The sequence below is a fragment of the Stenotrophomonas forensis genome, from assembly GCF_028752115.1.
GTDB lineage: Bacteria > Pseudomonadota > Gammaproteobacteria > Xanthomonadales > Xanthomonadaceae > Stenotrophomonas > Stenotrophomonas forensis.
This window is the reverse complement of the sequence record NZ_CP082270.1, coordinates 3259523-3284959: the sequence shown is the minus strand read 5'-3', so window position 1 is coordinate 3284959 and position 25437 is coordinate 3259523. Positions and strand designations below refer to the sequence as shown.

Annotated in this window: 21 protein-coding genes and 2 tRNA genes; 11 read left to right on the top strand and 12 right to left on the bottom strand. The window is 67.1% G+C overall.

What is annotated here, in order from left to right:
- The first annotated feature begins 64 nt into the window (after positions 1 to 64).
- From K5L94_RS15230 to K5L94_RS15190, 9 genes are all read left to right on the top strand, one after another.
- Entirely contained in the window at positions 65 to 1261 is a 1197-nt protein-coding gene (locus tag K5L94_RS15230; protein WP_274510812.1) for an argininosuccinate synthase, read from the top strand.
- A gap of 87 nt (positions 1262 to 1348) precedes the next feature.
- Positions 1349 to 2437: an acetylornithine deacetylase gene (locus K5L94_RS15225; RefSeq protein ID WP_053450317.1), complete on the top strand. Its 1089-nt coding sequence runs from the start codon at positions 1349 to 1351 to the stop codon at positions 2435 to 2437.
- Positions 2438 to 2462: 25 nt separating this feature from the next.
- Entirely contained in the window at positions 2463 to 3791 is a 1329-nt protein-coding gene (locus tag K5L94_RS15220; protein WP_006457088.1) for an acetylglutamate kinase, read from the top strand.
- Positions 3792 to 3794: 3 nt separating this feature from the next.
- The gene (locus K5L94_RS15215) at positions 3795 to 4397 is read left to right on the top strand and encodes a GNAT family N-acetyltransferase (RefSeq protein ID WP_053450316.1); all 603 of its coding nucleotides are present in this window, start codon (positions 3795 to 3797) and stop codon (positions 4395 to 4397) included.
- Complete coding sequence (gene argC, locus K5L94_RS15210; RefSeq protein ID WP_274510811.1) at positions 4394 to 5347, top strand: N-acetyl-gamma-glutamyl-phosphate reductase; 954 nt, start codon at positions 4394 to 4396, stop codon at positions 5345 to 5347. The genes K5L94_RS15215 and argC overlap by 4 nt, the downstream gene beginning before the upstream one ends.
- A gap of 21 nt (positions 5348 to 5368) precedes the next feature.
- Positions 5369 to 6664 (top strand): argininosuccinate lyase, encoded by a 1296-nt coding sequence (gene argH / locus K5L94_RS15205; RefSeq protein ID WP_274510810.1) that lies wholly within the window; start codon positions 5369 to 5371, stop codon positions 6662 to 6664.
- The gene (locus tag K5L94_RS15200; RefSeq protein WP_164087240.1) at positions 6664 to 6927 is read left to right on the top strand and encodes a YciI family protein; all 264 of its coding nucleotides are present in this window, start codon (positions 6664 to 6666) and stop codon (positions 6925 to 6927) included. The genes argH and K5L94_RS15200 overlap by 1 nt, the downstream gene beginning before the upstream one ends.
- A gap of 11 nt (positions 6928 to 6938) precedes the next feature.
- Positions 6939 to 8096 (top strand): glutamate 5-kinase, encoded by a 1158-nt coding sequence (gene proB, locus K5L94_RS15195; RefSeq protein ID WP_274510809.1) that lies wholly within the window; start codon positions 6939 to 6941, stop codon positions 8094 to 8096.
- On the top strand, positions 8093 to 9364 hold the full coding sequence (locus K5L94_RS15190) for a glutamate-5-semialdehyde dehydrogenase (RefSeq protein ID WP_274510808.1): 1272 nt from the start codon (positions 8093 to 8095) through the stop codon (positions 9362 to 9364). Before proB ends, K5L94_RS15190 begins: the two co-directional genes overlap by 4 nt.
- A 107-nt stretch (positions 9365 to 9471) precedes the next feature.
- On the opposite strand, the gene pgaD is transcribed toward K5L94_RS15190, so the two are convergent.
- From pgaD to K5L94_RS15140, 10 genes are all read right to left on the bottom strand, one after another.
- Positions 9472 to 9942: a poly-beta-1,6-N-acetyl-D-glucosamine biosynthesis protein PgaD gene (gene pgaD / locus K5L94_RS15185; RefSeq protein ID WP_274510807.1), complete on the bottom strand. Its 471-nt coding sequence runs from the start codon at positions 9940 to 9942 to the stop codon at positions 9472 to 9474.
- Positions 9939 to 11195 (bottom strand): poly-beta-1,6-N-acetyl-D-glucosamine synthase, encoded by a 1257-nt coding sequence (gene pgaC, locus K5L94_RS15180; RefSeq protein WP_274510806.1) that lies wholly within the window; start codon positions 11193 to 11195, stop codon positions 9939 to 9941. Before pgaC ends, pgaD begins: the two co-directional genes overlap by 4 nt.
- Position 11196: 1 nt before the next feature.
- Positions 11197 to 13083 (bottom strand): poly-beta-1,6-N-acetyl-D-glucosamine N-deacetylase PgaB, encoded by a 1887-nt coding sequence (gene pgaB / locus K5L94_RS15175; RefSeq protein ID WP_274510805.1) that lies wholly within the window; start codon positions 13081 to 13083, stop codon positions 11197 to 11199.
- Position 13084: 1 nt separating this feature from the next.
- Complete coding sequence (gene pgaA, locus K5L94_RS15170; protein WP_274510804.1) at positions 13085 to 15112, bottom strand: poly-beta-1,6 N-acetyl-D-glucosamine export porin PgaA; 2028 nt, start codon at positions 15110 to 15112, stop codon at positions 13085 to 13087.
- A gap of 341 nt (positions 15113 to 15453) precedes the next feature.
- On the bottom strand, positions 15454 to 16659 hold the full coding sequence (locus K5L94_RS15165) for a CynX/NimT family MFS transporter (protein WP_274510803.1): 1206 nt from the start codon (positions 16657 to 16659) through the stop codon (positions 15454 to 15456).
- Between the two features lie 222 nt (positions 16660 to 16881).
- Positions 16882 to 16958, bottom strand: a tRNA-Pro gene (locus K5L94_RS15160).
- A 140-nt stretch (positions 16959 to 17098) separates the two neighbouring features.
- Positions 17099 to 17175: transfer RNA gene (locus tag K5L94_RS15155), tRNA-Pro, on the bottom strand.
- Positions 17176 to 17230: 55 nt separating this feature from the next.
- Positions 17231 to 17347 (bottom strand): cytochrome bd-I oxidase subunit CydX, encoded by a 117-nt coding sequence (gene cydX, locus K5L94_RS15150; protein ID WP_006457009.1) that lies wholly within the window; start codon positions 17345 to 17347, stop codon positions 17231 to 17233.
- Between the two features lie 58 nt (positions 17348 to 17405).
- Positions 17406 to 18557 carry a cytochrome d ubiquinol oxidase subunit II gene (gene cydB, locus K5L94_RS15145; protein WP_006457007.1) on the bottom strand — a complete coding sequence of 384 codons (1152 nt, stop codon included), beginning with the start codon at positions 18555 to 18557 and terminating at the stop codon, positions 17406 to 17408.
- A gap of 15 nt (positions 18558 to 18572) precedes the next feature.
- Positions 18573 to 20162 carry a cytochrome ubiquinol oxidase subunit I gene (locus K5L94_RS15140; RefSeq protein WP_006457005.1) on the bottom strand — a complete coding sequence of 530 codons (1590 nt, stop codon included), beginning with the start codon at positions 20160 to 20162 and terminating at the stop codon, positions 18573 to 18575.
- Positions 20163 to 20390: 228 nt separating this feature from the next.
- Here K5L94_RS15140 and cydD point away from each other — a divergent pair, with 228 nt between their 5' ends.
- A complete protein-coding gene (gene cydD / locus K5L94_RS15135) occupies positions 20391 to 22136 on the top strand; it encodes a thiol reductant ABC exporter subunit CydD (protein WP_053450299.1) in 1746 nt (581 codons plus the stop codon).
- Positions 22133 to 23806 carry a thiol reductant ABC exporter subunit CydC gene (cydC, locus tag K5L94_RS15130; RefSeq protein WP_274510802.1) on the top strand — a complete coding sequence of 558 codons (1674 nt, stop codon included), beginning with the start codon at positions 22133 to 22135 and terminating at the stop codon, positions 23804 to 23806. The genes cydD and cydC overlap by 4 nt, the downstream gene beginning before the upstream one ends.
- Before the next feature lie 98 nt (positions 23807 to 23904).
- Here the strand turns inward: cydC and K5L94_RS15125 are convergent, their stop codons facing one another.
- Positions 23905 to 24249: a DUF1294 domain-containing protein gene (locus tag K5L94_RS15125; RefSeq protein ID WP_274510801.1), complete on the bottom strand. Its 345-nt coding sequence runs from the start codon at positions 24247 to 24249 to the stop codon at positions 23905 to 23907.
- A complete protein-coding gene (metX, locus tag K5L94_RS15120) occupies positions 24250 to 25362 on the bottom strand; it encodes a homoserine O-acetyltransferase MetX (RefSeq protein ID WP_274510800.1) in 1113 nt (370 codons plus the stop codon).
- Positions 25363 to 25437: the final 75 nt, after the last annotated feature.

Here is a 25437-nt window from a genome sequence, read left to right as displayed (position 1 = left end):
CTCGACTCTACATAGACGAAGTCGAGCATGGCTCGACGACACACACGAACAGGACATACCCCCCATGAACAACAAAGACGTCGTTCTCGCCTTCTCCGGCGGCCTCGATACCAGCTTCTGCGTGCCGTACCTGCAGGAGCGCGGCTACAACGTACACACCGTGTTCGCCGACACCGGCGGCGTCGATGATGAAGAGCGTGATTTCATCGAGAAGCGCGCCGCCGAACTGGGCGTGAGCAGCCATGTCACCGTCAACGGTGGCCCGGCCATCTGGGAAGGCTTCGTCAAGCCGTTCGTGTGGGCCGGCGAAGGCTACCAGGGCCAGTACCCGCTGCTGGTCTCGGACCGCTACCTGATCGTCGATGCCGCGCTGAAGCGTGCTGCCGAACTGGGCACCAACATCGTCGCCCACGGCTGCACCGGCATGGGCAATGACCAGGTCCGCTTCGACCTGGCGGTGAAGGCGCTGGGTGACTACCAGATCATCGCGCCGATCCGCGAGATCCAGAAGGAACACACCCAGACCCGCGCCTACGAGCAGAAGTACCTGGAAGAGCGTGGCTTCGGCGTGCGCGCCAAGCAGCAGGCCTACACCATCAACGAGAACCTGCTGGGCGTGACCATGTCCGGTGGCGAGATCGACCGTTGGGAAGCCCCGGGTGAAGGCGCGCGTGGCTGGTGCTCGCCGCGCAGCGAGTGGCCGGAACAGGCGCTGGTCGTGACCCTGAAGTTCGTCGAAGGCGAAGCCGTCGAACTGAACGGCAAGGCGCTGCCGGGCGACCAGATCCTGGCCCAGCTCAACAAGCTGTTCGCCCCGTACGGCGTCGGCCGTGGCGTGTATACCGGCGACACCGTGATCGGCCTGAAGGGCCGCATCGTGTTCGAGGCGCCGGGCCTGGTTTCGCTGCTGGCCGCACACCGCGCGCTGGAAGATGCCGTGCTGACCAAGCAGCAGAACCGCTTCAAGCCGGACGTGGCGCGCAAGTGGGTGGAGCTGGTGTACGAAGGCTTCTACCACGACCCGCTGAAGACCGACATCGAAGCCTTCCTGAAGTCGTCGCAGGCCAAGGTCAACGGTGAAGTGGTGCTGGAGACCCGTGGCGGCCGCGTCGACGCGGTGGCGGTGAAGTCGCCGCACCTGCTCAACACCAAGGGTGCCACCTACGCGCAGTCGGCCGACTGGGGCGTGGAAGAGGCTGAAGGCTTCATCAAGCTGTTCGGCATGAGTTCCACTGTCTATGCGCAGGTCAATCGCGGTTGACCTGTGACGGTAGTGCCGGCCGCTGGCCGGCATTCACCACCGACATCGTTGCCGGCCAGCGGCCGGCACTACCAGGATTGTTGATTCATGCTTGAACAGACGCTCGATCACCTGCAGGCCCTGGTGTCCTTCGACACCCGCAACCCGCCGCGTGCGATCACCACCGGTGGCATCTTCGATTACCTGCGCGCGAACCTGCCCGGCTTCAACGTCGAGGTGATCGACCACGGCGCGGGCGCGGTCAGCCTGTACGCCGTGCGCGGGACGCCGAAGTACCTGTTCAACGTGCATCTGGACACTGTGCCCGATTCGCCGCACTGGACTGCCGACCCGCACGTGATGCGGCGCCTGGACGACCGTGTGGTCGGCCTTGGCGTGTGTGACATCAAGGGCGCGGCTGCTGCGCTGGTGGCCGCGGCCAACGCCAGCGAGGGCGATGCGGCGTTCCTGTTCTCCAGCGACGAGGAAGCCAACGACCCGCGCTGCATCGCTGCGTTCCTGGCCCGTGGCCTGCCGTACGAAGCGGTGCTGGTGGCCGAGCCGACCATGAGCGAGGCGGTGCTGGCGCACCGCGGCATCAGCTCGGTGCTGATGCAGTTCGCCGGCCGTGCCGGCCATGCCTCGGGCAAGCAGGATGCGGCCGCAAGTGCATTGCACCAGGCCATGCGCTGGGGCAACCGCGCGTTGGACCATGTGGAATCGCTGGCATCGGCCCGCTTCGGTGGCCTCACCGGCCTGCGCTTCAACATCGGTCGCGTCGAGGGCGGGATCAAGGCCAACATGATCGCGCCGGCCGCCGAAGTGCGGTTCGGTTTCCGTCCGCTGCCGTCGATGGATATCGACGGCCTGCTGGCGACCTTTGCCGGCTTCGCCGAACCGCAAGCCGCACTGTTCACCGAAACCTTCCGTGGCCCCAGCCTGCCGGCCGGTGACATCGCCGAGGCCGAGAACCGCCGCCTGCTGGCACGCGACGTGGCCGATGCGCTGGAACTGCCGATCGGCAACGCGGTGGACTTCTGGACCGAGGCCTCGCTGTTCTCCGCCGCCGGTTACACCACCCTGGTGTTCGGCCCGGGTGACATCGCCCAGGCCCACACCGCCGATGAGTTCGTGACGCTGGACCAGCTGCAGCGCTACACCGACGCCGTGCACCGCATCATCGCCGCCGGCGCCTGATTCTTCCCTTTCCGACGAAACCGAAATGTCTCCTGCCCTCCAGCCTCACCGCCAGACCCGCCAGACCATCGTGCGCCTGCTTTCCAGCATGGCCAGCGCGAAGGAGATCAGCCAGTACCTCAAGCGCTTTTCGCAGCTGGATGCCAAGCGCTTCGCCGTGGTCAAGGTCGGCGGCGCGGTGCTGCGCGATGATCTCGACGCGCTGACCTCCTCGCTGTCGTTCCTGCAGGAAGTCGGGCTGACCCCGATCGTGCTGCACGGCGCTGGCCCGCAGCTGGATGCCGAGCTGTCTGCCGCCGGCATCGAGAAGCAGACCGTCAACGGTCTGCGCGTGACCTCGCCGGAAGCGCTGGCGATCGTGCGCCGGGTGTTCCAGCAGTCCAATCTGCGCCTGGTCGAAGCTCTTCAACAGAACGGCGCGCGCGCCACCTCGATCACCGGTGGCGTGTTCGAGGCCGAATACCTGGACGTGGACACCTACGGCCTGGTCGGCGAGGTGAAGAAGGTCAACCTGGCGCCGATCGAAGCCAGCCTGCGTGCCGGCTCGATTCCGGTCATCACCAGCCTGGGCGAGACCGCCGGTGGCCAGATCCTCAACGTCAATGCCGATTTCGCCGCCAACGAGCTGGTGCAGGAGCTGCAGCCGTACAAGATCATCTTCCTGACCGGTACCGGTGGCCTGCTGGACGAGGCCGGCAACGTGATCGATTCGATCAACCTGTCCACCGAGTACGACCACCTGATCGCGCAGCCGTGGATCCACGGTGGCATGAAGGTGAAGATCGAACAGATCAAGGATCTGCTCGACCGCCTGCCGCTGGAGTCGTCGGTGTCGATCACCCGTCCGGCCGACCTGGCCAAGGAACTGTTCACCCACAAGGGCTCGGGCACGCTGGTGCGCAAGGGCGAGAAGGTGCTGCGCGCCACCGCATGGGAGCAACTGGACCTGCCGCGCCTGAAGCAGCTGATCGAATCCAGCTTCGGCCGCACCCTGGTGCCGGACTATTTCGAGAAGACCCGGCTGCTGCGCGCCTACGTCAGCGAGAACTACCGTACTGCGGTGATCCTCACCGATGAAGCCGAAGGCGTGTACCTGGACAAGTTCGCCGTGCTCGACGATGCGCAGGGCGAAGGCCTGGGCCGCGCGGTCTGGAACGTGATGCTGGAAGAAACGCCGCAGCTGTTCTGGCGCTCGCGCCACGGCAATCCGATCAACCACTTCTACTACGCTGAGTCCGACGGCTGCTACAAGCAGGATCACTGGAAGGTGTTCTGGTTCGGCGCCGATGGCATCGATCGCATCAAGACCTATGTCGATCACTGTGCCCAGCGCACCCCGAGCCTGCAGGGCTGAGCGATGAACAACCCGGACGTCTGGAACACCGTCCCCACACTGCGCGGGCAGCACGTACTGCTGCAGCCGCTGCAGCTTGAGCATGTCCCCGGCCTGCGTGCCGCGCTGGAAGGCAGCGGCCTCGACCAGCTCTGGTACACCCAGGTGCCGTCGCCGGAGCAGGCCGAGGCCTATGTGCAGGCCGCACTGCAGGCGCAGGCCGAAGGCAAGGGGCTGCCGTTCGTGATCCGCGATGCCGCCGGTGACATCATCGGCAGCACCCGTTTCTACGACATGGACGCCAGCGTGCCCAGGCTCAGTCTCGGCTACACCTGGTACGCGCCGCGCGCGCAGCGCACCGGTGCCAATACCGAAGCCAAGCTGTTGCTGCTGCAGCACGCCTTCGAAGTGCTGGGCTGCATCAGCGTGGTGCTGGAAACCAGCTGGTTCAACGCCACCTCGCGCACCGCCATCGCCCGCCTCGGCGCCAAGCAGGATGGCGTGCTGCGCAACCACAAGCGGCATGCCGATGGCACGCCGCGCGATACCGTCATCTTCTCCATCATCGATGCGGAATGGCAGGGCGTGAAGCGCCACCTGCAGTACCGCCTGGACCGTCACGCATGAACGATTCGACTTTCACCCTGGGCATCGTCGGTGCCCGCGGCCATACCGGCGCCGAGCTGATCAAGCTGGTGGCCGCACACCCGCGCCTGGAACTGGCCTTCGTGTCCTCGCGCGAGCGCGCCGGGCAGCGCCTGTCGGACCATCACCCGGAGTTCCAGGGCGATCTGCAGTACGAGAGCCTGGATGCTGACGCGGTGGCCGCCAAGGGCGTGGACGCGGTGATCCTGGCCCTGCCCAATGGCCTGGCCGCACCGTTCGTGGCTGCGCTGGAAGCGGCCAGGCCGGAGACCGTCATCGTCGATCTCTCGGCCGATTACCGCTTCGACAACAGCTGGTACTACGGTCTGCCGGAGCTGACCCGCAACCGCTACAACGGCCAGAAACACATCAGCAACCCGGGTTGCTATGCCACCGCGATGCAGCTGGCGGTGCATCCGCTGCTGGACCTGCTGGCCGGCCCGCCGCAGTGCTTCGGTGTCTCCGGTTACTCCGGTGCTGGTACCACGCCATCGGACAAGAACAACGTCGAGCTGCTGGCCGACAACCTGATGCCGTATGCGCTGACCAATCACGTGCACGAGCGCGAGGTGTCGGTGCAGCTGGGCGTGGCCGTCGAGTTCATGCCGCACGTCGCGCCGCATTTCCGTGGCATCACGCTCACCGCCAACCTGTGGCTGAACCGCGTGCAGACCCGCGAGCAGATCGTCGAGCGCTTCCAGCAGGCCTATGCGGGCGAGCCGCTGATCGAGGTGGTGGATGAAGCGCCGTGGGTCAGCCGTATCGCCGGTCGTCATGGCGCCCAGGTCGGTGGCTTCACCCTGGCCCCGGGCGGCAAGCGGGTGGTCGTGGTTGCGACCCTGGACAACCTGCTGAAGGGCGCGGCCACCCAGGCCATGCAGAACCTCAACCTCGCGCTGGGCATCGACGAACTGACGTCGATCCCGCACTGAACACGCATTCCGGAGCCCCCCATGGCAGACCTTCTTTGGCAGAAGCCCGGCGTCGCCGTCGACGCCCAGATCCAGACCTTCCTCGCCGGCGACGACGTGATCCTCGACCGCGAGTTCTTCCTGCACGACATCGCCGCCAGCGCCGCGCACGCGCAGGGCCTGCAGCACATCGGCATCCTCAGCGCCGACGAGCTGGCCGGCCTGCTGCGCGAGCTGGAGGTGCTGGCGCAGGACTTCCGCGACGGCCGTTTCGTGCTGGACACGCAGTATGAAGACGGTCACTCGGCAATCGAAGCACGGCTGACCGAACGCCTTGGCGACGCCGGCCGCAAGATCCACACCGGCCGCAGCCGCAACGACCAGATCCTGGTCGCCACCCGCCTGTGGCTGAAGGAAAAGCTGCAGCGCGTGGCACGGATCAGCGCCGAAGTAGCCAAGGTCGCGCTGGACCGTGCGCAGGCCGAGAAGGATCTGCCGATCCCCGGCTACACCCACATCCAGCGTGCCGTGGTGTCGTCGGCCGGCATGTGGTGGGCCGGCTGGGCCGAGGCCTTCATCGACAACGCCATCCGCGCCCGCGACACGCATGCGCTGGTGGATGCCAATCCGCTTGGCACCGCTGCCGGCTACGGCGTGAACCTGCCGCTGGACCGTGAACACACCACCGCCGCGCTCGGTTTTGCGCGCATGCAGATCTCACCGATCTACGCGCAGCTGTCGCGCGGCAAGTTCGAACTGGCCGCGCTGGAAGCGCTGGGGGGCGCCACGCTGGACCTGCGCCGCATCGCCTGGGACCTGTCGCTGTTCACCAGCGCCGAGTTCGGCTTCGTCGCATTGCCGGCGCAGTACACCACCGGCAGTTCGATCATGCCCAACAAGCGCAATCCGGACGTGATCGAGCTGATGCGCGCGACCCACGCCAGCGTCGCCGCCGCGCGTACCGAGATCGAGCAGCTGCTGTCGCTGCCGTCGGGCTATCACCGCGACCTGCAGTCGTCCAAGGGCGCCATCTTCCATGGCTTCGGCCGCGGCCTGTCCGCGCTGGAACTGCTGCCGGCGCTGCTGGCCAACCTGGAATGGCGCGACGACAAGGTTCGTGCGGCGATCGACTCGGGCATGTACGCCACCGATGTGGCGGTGGAAGCGGCGGTGGCCGGCGTGCCGTTCCGCGAAGCCTACAAGGCCGCGGCGGCAGGCGCCGACAGTGCAGGGCAGGGCCGTACGCCGGAAGGCAGCCTGGCCGCACGCGTGTCACCGGGCTCGGCCGCTGACCTGCGCCTGGATGAGCTGCGCGCGCGCTGGCAGGCGCTGGCCTGATGGCGGGCACCGTCTACCTGGTGCTGGCCATGCGCCGGGCCGACTTCAACGCCGCCGCCGTGCAGCCGCACCGTGACTTCCTCGATGCGCTGCAGGCGCAGGGCAAGCTGCAGCTGACCGGCGGCTTTGCCGATGGCAGCGGTGGTGCCTATGTGCTGTGCAATGTCGAGAGCCTGGAGGAGGCCCAGGCCATCGTCGCCACCGATCCGCTGGTGACGATGCACGCTTCCGAGCTGACCGTGCACGAATGGACTACCCGCTGAGGCCCTGACCGATGACCCTGCACGCCGCCGCAGTTGCCTCGCCGTTCCCGGAACAGGCGTTGCCGCCCTGGCGGCGCGCGGTGCTGAAAGTCGGCAGCAGCCTGCTGGCCGCCGATGGCGGCGGCCTGTCGCCACGCCACGCGCTGGGCCTGGCCCAGTTCGTCTCGGCCAACGTGCTGGCCGGGCGCGAGGTGGTAATCGTGTCGTCCGGCGCTGTGGCCGCGGGGCGCGCGATCCTGCCGCGGGCCGATGAACCCGGTGCGGCGATGGCAGCCCGGCAGGCCCTGGCCGCGCTTGGCCAGGCCCAGCTGATCGGCCTCTGGCAGCGCTTCTTCGAACGCCCGGTGGCGCAGGTGCTGCTGACCCACGACGACCTGCGCAACCGCCGCCGCTACCTCAATGCACGCGCCACGCTCAGCGAACTGCTGCGGCTGGGTGCGCTGCCAGTGGTCAACGAGAACGACACCGTATCGGTGGACGAACTCAAGCTCGGGGACAACGACAACCTGGCTGCCACGGTCGCCGCGCTGGTCGATGCCGATGCACTGTTCATCGCCACCGACATCGATGGCCTGTACAGCGCCGACCCGCGCACGGCCGCCGACGCACGGCCGCTGCACGACGTGCCCGAACTGGATGAGGCGGTGCTGGCCATGGCCGGTGGCGCCGGTTCGCGTGCCGGCACCGGTGGCATGCGCACCAAGCTGGAGGCAGCGGCGAAAGCCGGCCGACTCGGCATCGAGACTTACCTGTTCAATGGCCGCAGCGGTGACGTGGTGCGTGCACTGGCGCAGGATCGCCTGCATGGCACCCGCATCCACGCCGCGCGCAGCCGCGAGGCGGCCCGCAAGCACTGGTTGAGGCATGCGCCGCTGGCCGAGGGCGCGATCATCATCGATGCCGGTGCGGCACAGGCGATGCGCGAGAAGGGCGCTTCGCTGCTGCCCGGTGGCATCACCGGTGCAGAGGGCGCGTTCCGTCGTGGCGACATGGTGCAGGTGTGCTGGAACGCCCCGCAGGGCCGCGTCTGCGTCGCCCGCGGCGTCAGCCAGTACGCGGCCGACGATGTGCGCAGGATCGCCGGCCGCCATTCTCGCGACATCCAGGCCCTGCTCGGCTACAACTACGGCGGCAGCGTTGTTCACCGCGACGACCTGGTGCTGCCATGACCGGATTGAAGGACACCCCGATGAGCGGAATCGAAACGCAGGCGCGCGCCTGCCGTGATGCAGCCCTGGTTGTTGCCGGCCTCGATAGTGCGGCGCGCCGTTCGCTGCTGCTGGCGATGGCCCAGGCACTGGAAGTGAATGCAGGGCCGATCCTGGCCGGCAACGCGCGCGACCTTGCCGCTGCGCGCGAGAAGGGCGTGGGCGCTGCCATGCTCGATCGCCTGGCATTGGATCCGCCGCGCCTGTTCGCGATGGCCGAAGCCGTGCGCGAAGTGGCCGGGTTGCCAGACCCGGTCGGCCAGGTGACCCGTAACGACGTGCGCCCGAACGGCATCCGCGTGCAGAAGGTGCGGGTGCCGCTGGGCGTGATCGCGATGATCTACGAGGCACGCCCGAACGTGACCGCCGAAGCCGCCGCCCTGTGCCTGAAGGCTGGCAATGGCGTGATCCTGCGCGGCGGTTCCGAGGCGATCCATTCCAACACCGCCATCGCCCACGCGCTGGCCGGTGCCTTGCAGGCCAACGGCGTACCGCCGGCGGCGGTGACCGTGCTGACCGATCTGCGCCGTGAAGCGATGCTGGAGCTGCTGCAGCTGCATGAGCTGATCGACCTGGCCATTCCGCGTGGCGGCGAAGGCCTGATCCGTTTCGTCGCCGAGCATGCGCGGGTGCCGGTGATCAAGCACTACAAGGGCGTCTGCCATCTGTTCGTGGACGCCAGTGCAGACCTGGACAAGGCCATCGATCTGCTGGTGGATGGCAAGTGCAGCCGCCCGGCCGCCTGCAATTCACTGGAGACGCTGCTGGTGCACGGCGACGTGGCCGATGCATTCCTGCCACGCGTGGCACGGGCGCTGGGCGAGCGCGGTGTGCAACTGCGTGCGGACGAGCGTGCCCAGCCGCAGTTGCCGGGCAGCCGCGCCGCCACCGACGAGGATTACGCCGCCGAGTTCCTCGACCTGGTGCTGGCGGTACGCGTGGTCGACGATCTGGATGCGGCGATCGCCCACATCCGCCGCTACACCTCCGACCATACCGAAGTGATTGCCACCGAGGACAGCGGCAACGCCGAGCGCTTCGTCAATGCGCTGCGCTCGGCGGTGGTGATGGTCAATGCCTCCTCGCGCTTTTCCGACGGCGGCCAGCTCGGCCTGGGCAGCGAAATCGGCATTTCCACCACGCGACTGCATGCCTATGGTCCGATGGGCCTGGAAGCGCTCACCGTCGAACGTTTCGTCGTGCGCGGCGAAGGGCAGACGCGCAAGTAGATCCACGCCATGCGTGGACGCTCCTCGTGGCGGACATCGGTGCCGACCAAGGTCGGCATCTACCAAGGCAGGTGCCGACCAGGGCCGGCACCTGATGGGCAGCGGGGCTACACCACCTCGCGGCGGATGCCGATCGGCCGTGCATGCTCATCCATGTGCAGCGTGGCGGCCTTGCATCCCATCAGGCGTTCGGCCAGGCCGGAGCTGGCGCCCAGATCGGCCGCGACCTCGTTGAGGCTGGCCAGCGGGCGTGGCAGGCGCCGGTCGTGGCCGCGGAAGCGTGCACGGTTGTACTCGGCCCAGCCGATCAGCAGCACGCTGGCGCACAGCAGCATCAGCGGCAACGCCACCAGCACGTACGGATCGAGCTGGTTCTGCCGCTCATACAGCTGCTGCCACGCCAGCTGGCCGCCAATCAGCCACGACAGCAGGGTTACCAGCGGCGCCCACAGGTAGAAGTAGAAGCCCCAGAATGCCAGGGTGACGAAGCCCCAGGCCGTGCGCTGGAAGCGCGGCTGGCGGTGCGGCTTGCGGATCGTCCGCGAGTCGAAGCGGTTGGATGGGCGTTGTGCGTTCATCGGATTCCCCGGTCAGGGCTGGTCCAGGTGGCGCGCTTGCGGCGACGGCGCAGCAGCGTCTTCGGCAGCGCCACCAGGGTGGTGGAAAGGCTGATCAGCCAGTACGCCATCGGGTACCAGATGACCCAGAAATAGTTGCGTCCAATCTGTGTTTCGTAGCGCCGGTCGATGATCAGGCTGCTGGCGAACTGCAACAGGCAGACCAGCGCCAGGATCACGCCATGCCATTCCGGCAACAGGCTGACGATGTGCAGCTGCGGGGGCAGCTCGATGAACTTTCCCAATGCCCACAGCAGCACGATGAACAGCATGGTGTAGGCCCACACCACGCTCAGCACATACTCCAGCAGCACCCCCCACATGCGCCGTTCCTTCCAGTGCAGCAGCGACCGCGCATGCCGCAGCATCACTTCCACGCCGCCCTGCGCCCAGCGCAGCCGCTGCCGCCACAGGCCCTTCAATGTTTCCGGCATCAGGATGAAGCACAGCGCGTTGGGCTCGTAGCGGATGTCCCAGTGCGCGCGTTGCAGGCGCCAGCTGATGTCGATGTCCTCGGTGACCATGTCATCCGACCACCAGCCCACCTGGTGCAGGGCGGTACGACGGAAGCCGGCGATCACCCCGGAGATGGTGAAGATGCGCCCGTACACGCGTTGCGCGCGCTTGATCATGCCGATGATCGATGAGAACTCGGCCACCTGCAGGCGACCGAGCAGGGTCGAACGGTTGCGGATGCGAGGATTGCCGGTCACTGCACCGACCCGGCTGCCACTGACAAGGTGCCAGACCATCCAGTGCAACGCGTGCTCTTCCAGCATCGCGTCGCCGTCGATGCACACCAGGTATTCCGAGCCCGCCGCCAGCGCCCCCATGCGCAGCGCGTTGGCCTTGCCCAGATTGCGGTCCAGGTGCAGCACGCGCAGCCGTGGATGCCGTGCGGCCAGAGCATCCAGCCGTGCGCCGGTGTCGTCGCTGCTGCCGTCGTCGATGGCGATCACCTCATAGTCGGCCGGATAACGCTGTGCAAGCGCCGCGCCGAGCGTGTCGTCCAGGTTCTCCGATTCGTTGTGGCAGGGGATCAGCAGGGTCGCGAACGGAGGGTCGACCATCAGGGGTGGATCGTTGCGCGGGCGTGAGTGGCGCTCGCGCCGGAAGTAGTAGTAGAGCCCGCCGGACATCCAGAAGAACGCCATCACCATCGGGTAGTAGAAGGCGAACTGGAACAGGATCAGCAGCATGGGATGCATGTCCATGTCACTTCTCCGGGTACGGGAAGTTGCCGGCGGACATCGCCGCACGGGCATCGTGGGTGGAGGGCTGGTCGGCGATGAAGTCGTCCGGGTACCAGGCGAAGTGGTGCACGCCCTGCGCCTGCAGCTGGCGGATCTGCGCGCGCAGGCGCTCGGCGGGAATCGGCTGGCCGCTGTTCCAGTCGACGGTCTGCAGCTCGAACAGGGTGTGCTGCAGCTGGGGGTCGTGGCTGCGTACGGCGGCCAGCAGCTGGTCCAGCCAGCGCTCCGGGTGCTTGCTGCCTTCCATCCACGGCATCGCCATCAGCGCAGTCTGGTCGTAGGCCTTGTTGAACAGGTCCAGGCGTTGCGCGAACCAGGCTTCGCTCTGCGGGCGCAGTACGGGCTCGGCATACAGGTTGCGTACCGTTGCCAGCTTAGGTCGCCAGCGCTGGGCGCTGTCACGCAGGGCCAGGGTGAAGTCGATCAGCGCCTGGGTGCGCGCGCTGCCGCCGTCGCCGGAGGACAGTGCGGGCAGTTCGGTGTCGCGCAGGTAGCCATCGTCGTGGAACAGCAGGCCTTCAAAGTACGAGTTGACCGCCAGGTCCTCGTAGATGTCGAGCATGATCTGGCGCGCTTTTGGATTGGTGAAATCCAACCGGTACATGCCGTCGGCATCGCCGTTGCGGATTGCCAGTGCCTTGCGCAGCACCGGATCGGGTAGCTCGAAGCCGAGCACCGGCAGCCACGCGTAGACCTTCACCCCGGCGCGCGATTTCAGCTGCCACGCGACGCGGCTGAACAGGTCCGCGCGCATCGGCATGTGGCGGTTGGGGAAGTACAGCGCATCGGCGGTGTTGTTGCCGTCCGGGTCGGCGAACGCCTGCAGGTAGACGTGGGTCGGCGCGATGCGCTTGACCCGCTCGATCAGTGCATCGAGATTGCGCGCCTGCTGTGCAGGATCGGGGTCATATACATCGTCCAGGTCGATCTGCAGCGCGCGGATGCCATCCAGCGCGACGTCACGGCGCAGTTCGTAGGCCAGGCCCTCCACGGTCGGATTGTCACTGACCAGGAAGCGTGCCAGCCCGTGCAGGTCGCTGGCCACCGGGGTGCTGCGGCCTTCCAGATCGAATGAAACCGGCATGCCCAGCTGCTCGGCGATGTTGTTGCTCAGCTGGTTGTAGGCGGCATACGGCCAGACAATGGCCCGTGGGCGTACGCCCAGGTGCTGCTCGATACGCTGCACGCTGCGCGAGAGGTCGGCACGCAGGCGTTGTTCATACTGGGCTTCGCTTTCGTAGCTGTGGGTGGCCGGGCTATAGACGCGGGTCACCACCGCTGGAGTGGAGTTGCCCTGCGGATTGGCGAGCACGCCGTGATGCAGGTCATCGGTGTGGCTGGCCACTTCGATCAGGCCACTGTCATGCATCTGTTTCAGCTGTGCCCAGGTGACGAAGTCGTCACGCCCGAACGGGCGGTAGCCATAGTCGATGGTGCGCCCCGGCGCCATGTCCACGTAGTCGGTGATCACCGCCACCAGCGCCGGATAGCGGTAGGCCTGGAGCAGGGGGAAGGCCTTGTCATAGACACTGCGCAGGCCGTCGTCGAAGGTCAGCAGCACCGGCTTGGGTGGCAGCGTGGCGCGGCCCTGCGAGGCCTCGATCACCTGCGACAGCGAGACCGGGTGGTAACCGTGCGCGCCCAGCCAGTCCAGGTGCGCGGCGAAGTTCTGCGTACTCACCACATAGGTATCGGCATCGCCCTTGGCGGCCACCTGGTCGCGGATGTCGTGGTAGCTGAGGATCAGCAGGCCGTTGTCGATCGCATCAAGATGCAGGGCCTGCTGGGCGAAGGCTGGCGATGCAATGGCCAGCAACAGCAGCACGATCAGTCGCAGGATGCGGGCCATGTCAGTCTCCCCAGCGCAGTGCAGCTTCGAAGCCGATATGACGCTCGCGATGGCCGTCGTAGACCGGCCGCGACCAGCGCACGCCGTACTCGAACACGCGTCCGGGCCCCAGCTGCCATTCGTGCATGTAGGACACCGACGGCACCAGCGCACTGCCGAAGCCATCCTGCCAATAGTCGCCCAGCGAGACCGTCAGGCGGTGCCGGAAGTGGCGTTCGTAGTGCCGCCACAGCTGCTGGTCGATACGCAGGCCGATCTCGACCATGCGGTCGCGCTTCGGGTTGAAATAAGGCGCGTCGTCGCGGCTGCCGCGACTGGCGTACGCGCTTGCCAGGCCATCGACCAGCCAGCGCGGACGCGTCAGCAGCCGTTGTTCGAGGCCGGTACTGACCAGTTCGCGATGGTTGCCATCGTCGTAGCGGAAGCGGCTGGCGCCGAACATCCAGTGGGTCAGCTCGCTTCGACGGTAGTCCACCTGTGCGCTCACGCTGTCGGCAGTGATACCGGCCACGCGGGCCTGCATCGAGGCTTCCGGATCATTGCGAGCGGCTACCAGCCCGGCGTGCCAGTAATCATTGAACTGCCAGCCGACGCCTACGCGCAGGCCGGTGTCGCCGATGTGGTCATTGGCGCGCAGCGCCGCGGCTTCCGCATCCAGCCGGCCGAAGCGGTAGCGCACGCCAGCCCCGAGCCAGAGCGGGTCGATGCGCTGGTCCTGGAAGTCGATCGAGCGGCGGTCGGCGAAGGCGAACAACCGCCAGCGGTCATCCAGCATCGGCGATTCGACTTCAACGCCGTAATGGCGATCGTTGTTGCCCAGTGGCGACGTGCCGCCGCCGCCCGAGCTGCGGCCGATGTCGGTCCATGCCTTCAGCTGCCAGCCGCGATGCGCGCGCCATGCCTGGTCCATGCGCTCGACCGCGGGTTGGGTGGGATAGCGCGCGATCAGATCGTCGTGCAGCGGCCGTGCCAGGTCATCACGCTGCAGGGCGACGTAGGCTTCTTCCATGCCCAGGCGGGCTTCGATGTCACGCGGGTCCAGCGCATGTGCCATCTGCTGCCGCTGCAGCGCCCGGCGTGGCCAGCCGCGCATCATATACACGCTGCCCAGCGCACTCTGCAGGCCGCCGTTGCCGGGTGCGATGTCGACCATCGTTTCCAGATCGTGCTGTGCGGTGCGCAGATCGCCACTGTAGGCGCGCACCATCGCCAGGTTGAGGTCGGCCTCGTAGCGTGACCAGTTCGGGTACGGTGATTTGCCATTGCTCCAGCGCCACGCCGGCTCCTTGTCGCGCCAGGCCTGCAGCAGGTCGATGGCCTTTTCCTGTTGTTCGCTTTCCAGGTAGGCATAGGCCAACTCCGAATGCGAGGCGTCGCGGGTCGGGTCGCCGGCCACTGCGGCCTGCAGCACCGGAATGGCTTCCTGCGGGTGCAGGGTACCCATCAGCGAATCACCCACGGCGGGCAGCACGTAGTCGGGCAGGGTGTGGCCTTCGGCCTGCAGCGCGCGTGCTTCCTCGCGCACCTGCGCATGTCGGCCCAGGCGGTTGAGCAGGATCAGCCGGTCCATGCGGATGCGCAGCGGTGCCTGCGCCGGCGGCGTGCCTTCGCCCCCGAGATAGCGCTGCATGCGGGCCAGGGTCGACTCGGCCTCTTCCAGGCGGCTGTCTTCGCTGCTGCTGTAAGCCAGGCTCCAGACCACCAGTTTGGCCAGGTAATCCCCTTCCAGGCGCTGCTTCTGGGCAGCGTCGAACAGCTGCGGGCGCTGCTGGTAGAGCGCCCAGGCCCGCCACGCGTTGCCGATGTCGCCCAGGGTCAGTACGCGCAGCTTGAACAGCAGATCGTCGTTGGGCTGCTGCTGGCTGGCGCGTTCGATCGCACCCAGCGCATCCAGCCAGCGGGCCTGGTCGCGGTAGCGGCCGATCTCGGCCAGCGCCGCTTCGCGGTCGGGCGGGGCAGCGCTGCTGGCCCAGGCCAGCGCGGTGCAGGCAAGGCCGACGCAGAGCGCCAGCCGGCGGTGGACAACCATTGGGGACCCCCTTGGCTTCCGAACCAGACAACCATGAAAACTGTGACGCACATCACATGCCAGCTTTTGGCGTGGCCGTGGCCCGCGTCACTCCCTTCGTGCATGCCGCCCAGCAAGGACGGGTACAACCCGGACAGCGACCTGCAATGTCTTGTCTGAAACGAAAGTCCCCCGCACACCGAGTGGTGTTCCGGGCGGCGGTGCCGCCCCCATGCCCGATGCCGGCATGCGGCAAGGATGGGCATTCGTGGGCACTATCCGCCGGGAATTGTCAGTCCGGCGTCAAAATGCGCGTGAAGGCCGAGCGCCCACGGCCGGGGCCGGCACGCGGCCCCGCAGCATCACCAGAGGTCTTCCAGTTTGCGCGGCTTGCAGGCCACCCAGGAAGCACACAGCATCAGGGTGGCGCAGCCGAACAGGAAGCTGAACGGGAGGGTCCATCCATCGCTGACGGTGTGCAGCCAGCCGACCAGGAAGGGCCCCAGGCAGCTGAAGCTGTAGCCCACGCCCTGCATGAAGCCGGAAAGCGCCGCCGAACCGGTCGGGGTGCGTGTGCGCAGATTGATCAGGGTCAGCGCCAGCGGGAAGGTGGATGGGCCAACGCCCAGCAGGCAGGCCCACAGCAGCGGTGCCTTCATCGGCGCCAGCAGCAGGCCGGTGAAGGCGATCACGAACGAGAAGAAGCCGATCAGCACCAGCGGGAACGGGTTCTGCAGGCGCACCGCCATCGAGGGAATCACCAGCGAGGGCAACAGGCCCAGGGCCGAGAACACGGCCACCATCACGCCACCGAAGGCAGGCGTGCCACCGGCCTCGACCACGATGCGCGGCAGCCAGGTGAACATCGAATAGGTCATCAGCGAGGTCATGCCGAACATCAGCGTCATGCTCCAGCCCAGCGAGGTACGCCAGACCCTGCCATGCGGCTGCGCGGTCGGATCGGTGGCATCGGCCTGCGGCTTCGGCGCGCGCGTGGCCAGCACCAGCCAGGGCAGCGCAGCGGCCAGCGCCAGAAGTGCCCACATGCCCAGCGACACCCGCCAGCCCGCGGCGTTGGCCACCGGCACCGCCAGCAGCGCCGGCAGCATCGTGCCCAGCTGCAGCACGCTGATGTAGAGCGTGCTCATGGTGCCGACCTTGTTGGCGAAGTAGCGCTTCACCAGCGGCGGCACCACCACGTTGCCGATGCCCATGCCGGCCAGTGCCAGCACCGAGCCGAACAACAGCGTGCCGACATTGCCGGCGCTGGAGCGCAGCAGCAGGCCGGCCATCGCCATCACCATCGCCAGCAGCGTGGTGCGCTCCAGGCCCAGGCGTCGCGCCAGGGCCGGCGTGGCTACGCCGAACAGCGCGAACGAGGCGGTCGGCAGCATGCCCAGCACGCCGGTCATGGTGGTGCCGAAGCCGAACTGCTGGCCGAGCACGTCCAGCAGCGGCGTGATCGAGGTGACGGCGGTGCGCAGGTTGATCGCGGCCAGCAGGATCGCGGCGAACGCGAGGACGCGACCGTGCAGCAGCGACGGCGAATCGGAAGGGGAGGAACTCATCGGTGGTCCTTGCAGGTGTCGCATGCCGGAGCAATGGCATGCAGCGCCGGCATCGGTCTACGCCGAAGCGGCAGGTGGGGGAGAGGGCTGCGGTCAGACCGGCAGCGCGGCCATTGTACGTGCGCGGCCCGGCAAGGTCCCGTCATGCGGGTGGCCTGGCGCTGGATACAAAAAAACCCGGAGGACAGTGATGTCTTCCAGGCTTCTTGGTGACCACCGAAGTGGTCGGGGAGACAGGATTCGAACCTGCGACCTCTACGTCCCGAACGTAGCGCTCTACCAGACTGAGCTACACCCCGAAGGGAGCCGCCTATTCTAGCGATTCACCCCGATGGCGGCAAGGGGTAAATGCTGTTTTCTTCACACTGCCGAAGCAGTGCCACTTCAGGGAACAAAAAAGCCTGGATGACTTCACCAGGCTTCAATGCGACCACAAGAGTGGTCGGGGAGACAGGATTCGAACCTGCGACCTCTACGTCCCGAACGTAGCGCTCTACCAGACTGAGCTACACCCCGAAGGAGCCGCCTAAGATACCGTGTGAAGGCCAAGGCGGCAAGGTTTTTTTACGGCTCAGTGACGATTTTCCTTGTCGATGCGGTTCTGCTCGCGGGCTTCGAACCACATGCCGTTGAGGATGGCCACCGTCGAGGCGAGGCCGGCACCGAGAATCCAGGCGAAATACCACATGTTCAATCTCCTTCATTCCGGGTAGGTGCCGACCGTTGGTCGGCACACGTGCAAGCGATCAATACGCGTTCGGGTTGTTGCCCATCTCTTCACTGGTGGTCTTGCCCTTCAGCACGCGGTACACCCAGGTGGTGTAGGCGAGGATGATCGGCAGGAACACCGCCGTAGCCAGCAGCATGATCCACAGGGTCAGGTGGCTGGACGAGGCATCCCACACGGTGAGGCTGGAGGTGGGCTGGCTCGAGGACGGCAGCAGGAACGGGAAGATCGCAAAGCCGACGGTCAGGATGATGCCGGCGATCGCCGCACCCGAGGCGATGAAAGCCAGGCCGCCACGACGGGCACGCAGCAGGACCGCGCTGGCCAGCAGGCCGGCCAGGCCGAGCAGCGGGGCCAGGATCGTGGCCGGCATCGCGCTGTAGTTGCGCATCCAGCCACCAGCGGCGCCGAGTTCGGCGGTCTTCAGCAGCGGATTGGTGGCGCCATCGGTGACCACCTGCGAGGTGATCTGGTAACCCGGCAGGCCGAAGGCCACCCAGGCACCACCGACCGCGAACAGCACGAAGGCGATGATTGCCGCGATGCTGCCGAAGCGGGCGGCACGTTCGGCCACCGGGCCGTCGGTCTTGATCACCAGCATGGCGGCACCGTGCGCGACCAGCATCGACACGCTGAGCAGGCCGGCCAGCAGTGCGAAGGGCATCAGCAGGCCGAAGAACGAGCCGGTGTAGAAGATGCGCATGCTGTCATCGAAGTGGAACGGCACGCCCAGCACCACGTTGCCCACCGCCACGCCCATGATCAGCGCCGGGATGAAGCCGCCGATGAACAGCGCCCAGTCCCAGGTGTTGCGCCAGCGTTCGCTGGGCATCTTGCTGCGGAACTTGAAACCGACCGGACGCAGGATCAGCGCGAACAGGATCACGAACATCGCCAGGTAGAACCCGGAGAAACTGACCGCGTACAGCGGCGGCCAGGCGGCGAAGATCGCACCGCCACCGAGCACCAGCCACACCTGGTTGCCTTCCCAGACCGGGCCGATGGTGTTGATCACCAGCCGGCGCTCGGCGTCGTTGCGGGCAACGAAGGGCAGCAGCGTGCCCACGCCCAGGTCGAAACCATCCATCACGGCAAAGCCGATCAGCAGGATGCCGAGCAGCAGCCACCAGATCACGCGCAGCGTGGTGTAGTCCAGAAGAATGAAATCCATCGTGGTTCTCCTGCCTCAGGCCTGGCCGGCGGCGGGCGCCGAGGCATTGTGGGAAGCATGCGGCTGGGGCGACTGCAGCGACGGCAGCACCTCGTCCGGACCCTTGCGGATCGCCTTGAGCATCAGCTTGATCTCGACCACGATCAGCGCGGTGTAGATCGCGGTGAAGCCGGCCAGGGTCAGCACGATTTCGTGCAGGGCCAGGCCCGATGCCGCATAGAAGGTCGGCAGCACGCCATCAACCGCCCACGGCTGGCGACCGTACTCGGCCACGAACCAGCCACACTCGATGGCGATCCACGGTGCCGGCAGCGTCCACAGGGCCACCTTCAGGAACCAGCGCTTGTCCTGGAAGTTGTTGCGGCAGGAGTAGTAGAAGGCCAGTGCGAAGAAGGCGATCAGGTAGAAGCCGAGCCCGGCCATCACGCGGAAGGTCCAGAACAGCGGCATCACGCGCGGCACGGTATCCATCGCCGCCTGCGAGATTTCCTGCGGGGTGGCGTTGAGGATGTCATCGCGGTAGCGCTTGAGCAGCAGGCCGTGGCCCAGGTCCTGCCAGTGGCGATCGAACATCTCGCGCGCTTCCACGTCGTTCTTGTTGGCGCGCAGGCGTTCCAGTGCGCCGTAGGCCAGCTGGCCGCCGCGCACGCGGTGTTCGGCACGCTCGACCAGTTCCAGAATGCCCGGAATCGGCTGGTTCAACGAGCGGGTGGCGATCAGGCCCATCAGGTACGGGATCTTCACCGCGTAGTCGTTCTGGTGGGTCTGCTGGTTGGGGATGCCGAAGGCGGTGAAGTCGGCCGGCGCACGCTCGGTCTCCCACATCGCTTCGATCGCAGCCAGCTTCATCTTCTGGTGTTCGCTGGCGGCGTAACCGCTCTCGTCACCCAGCACCACCACCGACAGCGAGGACAGCAGGCCGAACGCTGCGGCCACCGCGAACGAACGACGGGCCAGGTCCTTGTGCTTGTTGCGCAGCAGGAACAGGGCGCTGATCGCCATCACGAACACCGCACCGGTCACGTAACCGGCGCTGACGGTGTGCACGAACTTGGCCTGTGCCACCGGGTTGAACACCACCGCCATGAAGTCGACGACTTCCATGCGCATGGTTTCCGGGTTGAACACCGCACCGGTCGGGTTCTGCATCCAGCCGTTGGCGATCAGGATCCAGATCGCCGACAGGTTGGTGCCCAGCGCCATCAGCCAGGTCACCATCAGGTGCTTGACCTTGCTCAGGCGGTTCCAGCCAAAGAAGAACAGGCCGACGAAGGTGGCTTCCAGGAAGAACGCCATCAGGCCTTCGATGGCCAGCGGCGCACCGAAGATGTCACCCACGTAGTGGCTGTAGTAGGACCAGTTCATGCCGAACTGGAATTCCATCACGATGCCGGTGGCGACGCCCATGGCGAAGTTGATGCCGAACAGGACGCCCCAGAACAGGGTCATCCTGCGCCAGATCTCCTTGCCGGTCATCACGTACACGCTCTCCATGATGGCCACCATGAAGGACAGGCCGAGGGTGAGCGGTACGAATAGGAAGTGGTACATCGCGGTCAGCGCGAATTGCAGCCGCGACAGTTCTACGACTGTCTGATCAATCATGGCCTGGCTACCTCGTTGGATAGTGCCGTTGCAGGTGGCGGGAAGGGTGGTCTACGACGTGAATGATGTGACCGACTACTTCAAACAGCCTTGATCCAGATCAATGTATGAACAGGTGACCCGGTTGATCGTATGCCAACCTGATGAAGACTGCGACCGCCGGCCGCAGGGGCCGGCTATTGCCTGCGCCTACAATGCCGTGTCTCCCCCGCTGCCCGTGAAGACCTCTTGAGCGCTGCCGAAACAACCCCCGACGGCCTTTCCCAGGAAGCCGAAACGACCCGCCAGCGGCGCGCCCGCACTGCATGGCTGGCCGATCTGGCGCGGCCAGCCCGCGGCCGCCAGCGCCTGGCGGCGCTGTGCATCAGCCTGTCCGGGGCGCTGTTGATCGGCCAGGCCGCCGCCATTGCCTGGCTGGTGCAGCAGGTGCTGGTGGAACGCGCGCCGCTGGCATCGGGCCTGCCGGTGCTGGGCGGACTGGCGCTGATCCTGGTGCTGCGCACGCTGTTGGGCAGCGCCACCCAGGCCGCGGCCGGCGATGTGGCCGATGCTGCGCGGCTGGCACTGCGCGAACGTGTGTTCGCGCGCCTGCTGGGCCATGGCCCGCTGTGGCTGCGCCAGCGTCGCACCGGCGAGCTGGGCGAACTGGTGCTGCATCACGGTGATGCGATCGAGAATTATTACAGTGGCTTCCTGCCGGTACGCACCGAGGTGGTGGTGGTGCCGCTGCTGATCCTGGCCGCCGTGGCCTGGGTCGACTGGGTGGTGGCGCTGATCCTGTTGTTCACCGCGCCGCTGGTGCCGTTCTTCATGATGCTGGTGGGGTGGGGCGCTGAAGCGGCCGGTCGTGCCCAGCTGGGGGAACTGGCGCGGATGAGCGGCCACTTCGCCGATCGCATCAAGGGCCTGGGCGTGCTGCGCCTGTACGGCCGTGGCGAAGCCGAACTGGCTGGCGTGGAGGCCGCCGCCGAAGGCGTGCGCCTGCGTACCCTGAAGGTGCTGCGGATCGCGTTCCTGTCATCCACGGTGCTGGAATTCTTCGCCTCGGTGAGCGTGGCGATGGTTGCGCTGTACCTGGGCCTGAGCTACCTCGGCATGATGTCGTTGCATGCAGCGGTGCCGACGCTGGGCGCCGGCCTGTTCTGCCTGCTGCTGGCCCCGGAGTTCTACGCCCCGCTGCGACGGTTGGCCGCGCACTACCACGACCGTGCCAACGCCCTGGCGGCGGCCGCCGAAGTGGAGCGCCTGCTGCAGTCGCTGCCCGACGAACAGGGCCTGCTCGACAACGAGGGCGCCGCGCTGGTGGTGGAGCCGGCCGAGGCCGCCTTGCCGCCGCTGCGCGCGCAAGGACTGGTGCTGCGTCCGCTGGGCGCACCGCACGATGTGCTGCAGGATCTGGATGTACTGCTGGAGCCGGGCCAGCGGCTGGCCCTGGTGGGCCCCAGCGGGTCTGGCAAGAGCACGTTGCTGGAAGCGCTGGCCGGCTGGTTGCCGCCACGCGCCGGCAAGTTGCAGCTGCGCCCCGGCGTGCAGGTGGCCTATGCCAGCCAGCGTCCCTACCTGTTCCACGGCAGCATTGCCGACAACCTGCGGTTGGCCGACCCCGGTGCCAGCGATGCACGGCTGCGTGCGGTGGCCGAGGCGGCGCAGGTGCTGCAGTTCGCGCAACGACTGCCGCAGGGGCTGGACACGGTGATCGGCGAGCGCGGCTTCGGCCTGTCCGGCGGTGAAGCGCGCCGCATCGGCCTGGCGCGCCTGCTGCTGCGCGACCCGCAGGTGCTGCTGCTGGATGAGCCGACCGCCTTCCTCGATGCCGATACCGAAGCCGCGCTGCTGCGCAGCCTGGCCGCGTATGCGCGGGGCCGCAGCGTGGTGGTCGCCACCCACAGCCCAGCCGTGATCGCCTGGGCTGATCGTTGCCTGCTGTTGCCGGAAGGCCGCCTGGTCGAGCCGGCACAGGCGGTGCGCGCATGAGCCGGTCGCCCGATTCACTGCGTGCAGTGTTCCTGCGTCATCGGCCGCGCCTGCTGCTGACGATGCTGCTGCTGTGGACCACGATGCTGGCTGGTACCGCGCTGCTGGGCCTGTCCGGTGGCTTCCTCACCGCGGCCGCGCTGGCCGGTGCGGCCGGGTTGGGCCAGGGTTTCAATTTCTTCTCGCCCTCGGCCGGCATCCGTGGCCTGACCATGGCACGCATCGTGTCGCGCTATTTCGAGAAACTGGTCGGCCACGACGCCACCCTGCGCATTGCCCGCGACCTGCGCGTGTGGTTCTTCCGCCGTGCGCTGCCACTGGCGCCGGCACGGTTGGGGGCCACGCGTACCGGCGACCTGCTGGCACGCCTGCTCGGTGACATCGGTGAGGTGGATGGCCTGCTGGTGCGTGCCATAGGGCCCTTGGTGGCGCTGGGTGCGTTGTCGCTGGTCGCGGTGGTTTCAGCGGCGCTGATCCTGCCGTCGGCGGCCGTGCTGCTGGCAGTGCTGGCGTTGCTGATCGCCGTCGGTGTGCCGTGGCTGGGCGTGCGGGGCCGCGACGACGAAGAGGCCGATCGTGCCGCGCATCGCGCCGCGTTGCGCACCGCTGCATTCGAAGGACTGGAAGGGGCCGGGGATCTGGCCGCGCTGCATGCCGATGCGGCGTGGCAGTTGAAGGTGCGGGTAGCGGCCAAGCAGCTGGCCTCGCGCGACCGTCGCCGGCGCTGGCGCCTGATTGCAGCCTCGACCCTGCATGGCCTGGTGGCTGGGCTCGGCCTGGTGGCGATGCTGGCATTGGCCCTGCATGCGGCCGAACAGCAGCGCATCGCGCCGGAAATGGCCGCCGGCCTGGTGTTCCTCACCGTGGCGTTGATCGAGTTGTGGGCGGGCATGGGCCTGGCCTGGCAGTCGCTGCAGTCCGGGCGCATCGCCGCCGATCGCTTGCAGGCCATCGTCGAGCAATCGCCAACGGTGGAGGATCCGTCGACGCCGCACGCTGTACCACAGGCGGCGCGCGTGCATTGGGATGATGTCCATTTCCAGTGGCCGGGCGCGGCGCGGTCGGTGCTGTCCGGCCTGCAGCTGACCCTGGCACCGGGCGAGCGCATCGCGATCCGCGGCGACAGCGGCAGTGGCAAGACCACGTTGTCCAGCCTGCTGCTGCGGCTGTGGGATCCGCAGCAGGGGCAAATCACCTATGGCGGCCGCGACCTGCGCGATTTCGCCCAGGCCGAGTGGCATCGGCAGCTGGCGTGGCTGCCGCAGAACGCGCCGGTGTTTGCCGGCACGGTGGCCGAGAACCTGCGATTGGGTGATCCCGACGCCAGCGACGTCGAGCTGTGGGCAGTACTACGTCGGGTACGCCTGGCCGAATGGGCCGAGCGCAATGGCGGCCTGCAGGCCTGGGTCGGTGAGAACGGTGCGACGATGTCGGCCGGGCAGGCGCGGCGACTGGCGCTGGCGCGCGCGCTGTTGCGAAATGCGCCGATCCTGTTGCTGGACGAACCGACCGAAGGGCTGGACGTGGATACCGCACGCGCGCTGCTGCAGGACCTGTCCGGGCTGCTGGACGGTCGCAGCCTGCTGATGATCACCCACGATGATCTGCCCGACGGCGTGGTCGATGCGCAGTACCGGTTGCGTGACGGGGTGTTGGAGCGCGAAGCATGAAAACATCCCGGTAGTGCCGGCCGCTGGCCGGCAACCTCTTGGCGTTTCACACGGATACATGATTGCCGGCCAGCGGCCGGCACTACCGATTGCGAGCGCTACCGCGAGAATTCGCGCAGCATCACCGCGACCGAGGCCACGTTGGCCAGCACGCACAGCCAGAACACCCACTGGAACGCCGCCTTGCGGTGCTTGTGACGGAACAGGGCCTGGCCCAGCAGCGCGCCTGGCCAGCCTCCGGCGAAGGCCAGCAGCTGCAGGGTGCGCTCGGGAATGCGCCATTGCTTTCGCTGCGCCGCACGCTTGTCATGGCCATACAGCCCGAACGACACCACGCTCGCCAGCAGGCACCAGCCGCCCAGCCACAGTGGCAGCACGCCGCTGACCATCAGCGCGATCAGCGCACCGAAGGCGGCGAGCCCGAGATTGCGCCGCCACGCCACTTACAGCGCGTCGAGGAAGCCGCGCACGGCCGGGCCGAAACGCTCGAAATCAACAAGGAACGCATCGTGGCCCTGCGGCGACTCCAGGCCGACGAAGCGCGCATCGGCACCGCCGGCACGCAGGCCGTCGGCGACCTGTTGCTGCTGCTGCACCGGGAACAGGATGTCGGTGTTGGCGCCGATCGCCAGCGCCTTTTCCACCCGGATCTTCGCCAGGCCGGCCAGCACATCGCCATCGGCGTACTCGGCCAGATCGAACCAGTCCATCGAACGGCTCAGGTACAGGTAGCAGTTCGGATCGAAGAAGCGCACGAAGCGCCGCGCGTGGCCTTCCAGGTAACTTTCCACCTGGAATTCAAGGCCGAACGGATCATCGTCGGCCTGGTCCGAATCCAGCCGCACGCGGCCGAAGCGACCATCCCATTCCAGCGCCGAGCGATAGGTGATGACGCCCAGCTTGCGCGCCATGCGCATGCCCGACTCGGGATACTCGGCATCGTCGTAGTGGCCGCCGTTCCAGCGCGGGTCGAGGCGGATCGCCTCGCGCTGCAGCGAGCGGATCGCGATCGAGAACGGCAATGCCTGCGCGCTGCCGGAAATGTTGATATGGCTGCGCGCGATGCCCGGGTGCAGCATCAGCACCGCCAGTGCGGTCATGCCGCCCATCGAGTTGCCGACCACGCAGGCCAGCTGCGCGATGCCCAGCGCGCGCACCACCTCGATCGCGGCGCGCGCGCCGTCCTCGATCGACAGCTCGGGGAAATCGAGGCGGTAGGGTTCACCGGTAGCGGGGTTGAGCGAGGCCGGACCGGTCGAACCCTTGCAGCTGCCCAGCGAGTTCACGCACACCACGAACCAGCGATCGGTATCGATCGGCTTGCCGGGCCCGATCATCGCCTCCCACCAGCCCGGTGCCGGGTTGGCATCGTTGGCTGCGGCATGCGCGTCCGGTGACAGGCCGGTCACGATCAGGATCGCATTGCTGGCATCGGCGGCCAGCGTTCCCCAGGTTTCGTAGGCCACGCGTGCGCCATGCAGTGCGCCACCGCGCTTGAACGGGAATGGCGAGGGCAGGGCGTGGAAGCGGGTGCCGGGCGGGATGAATTCGGTCATGCAGTCATTCTAGCGGGGCCGCATGTGGAGCTGGCGACACGCTGGTTTCCATCGACGATGCACCCGGTAGTGCCG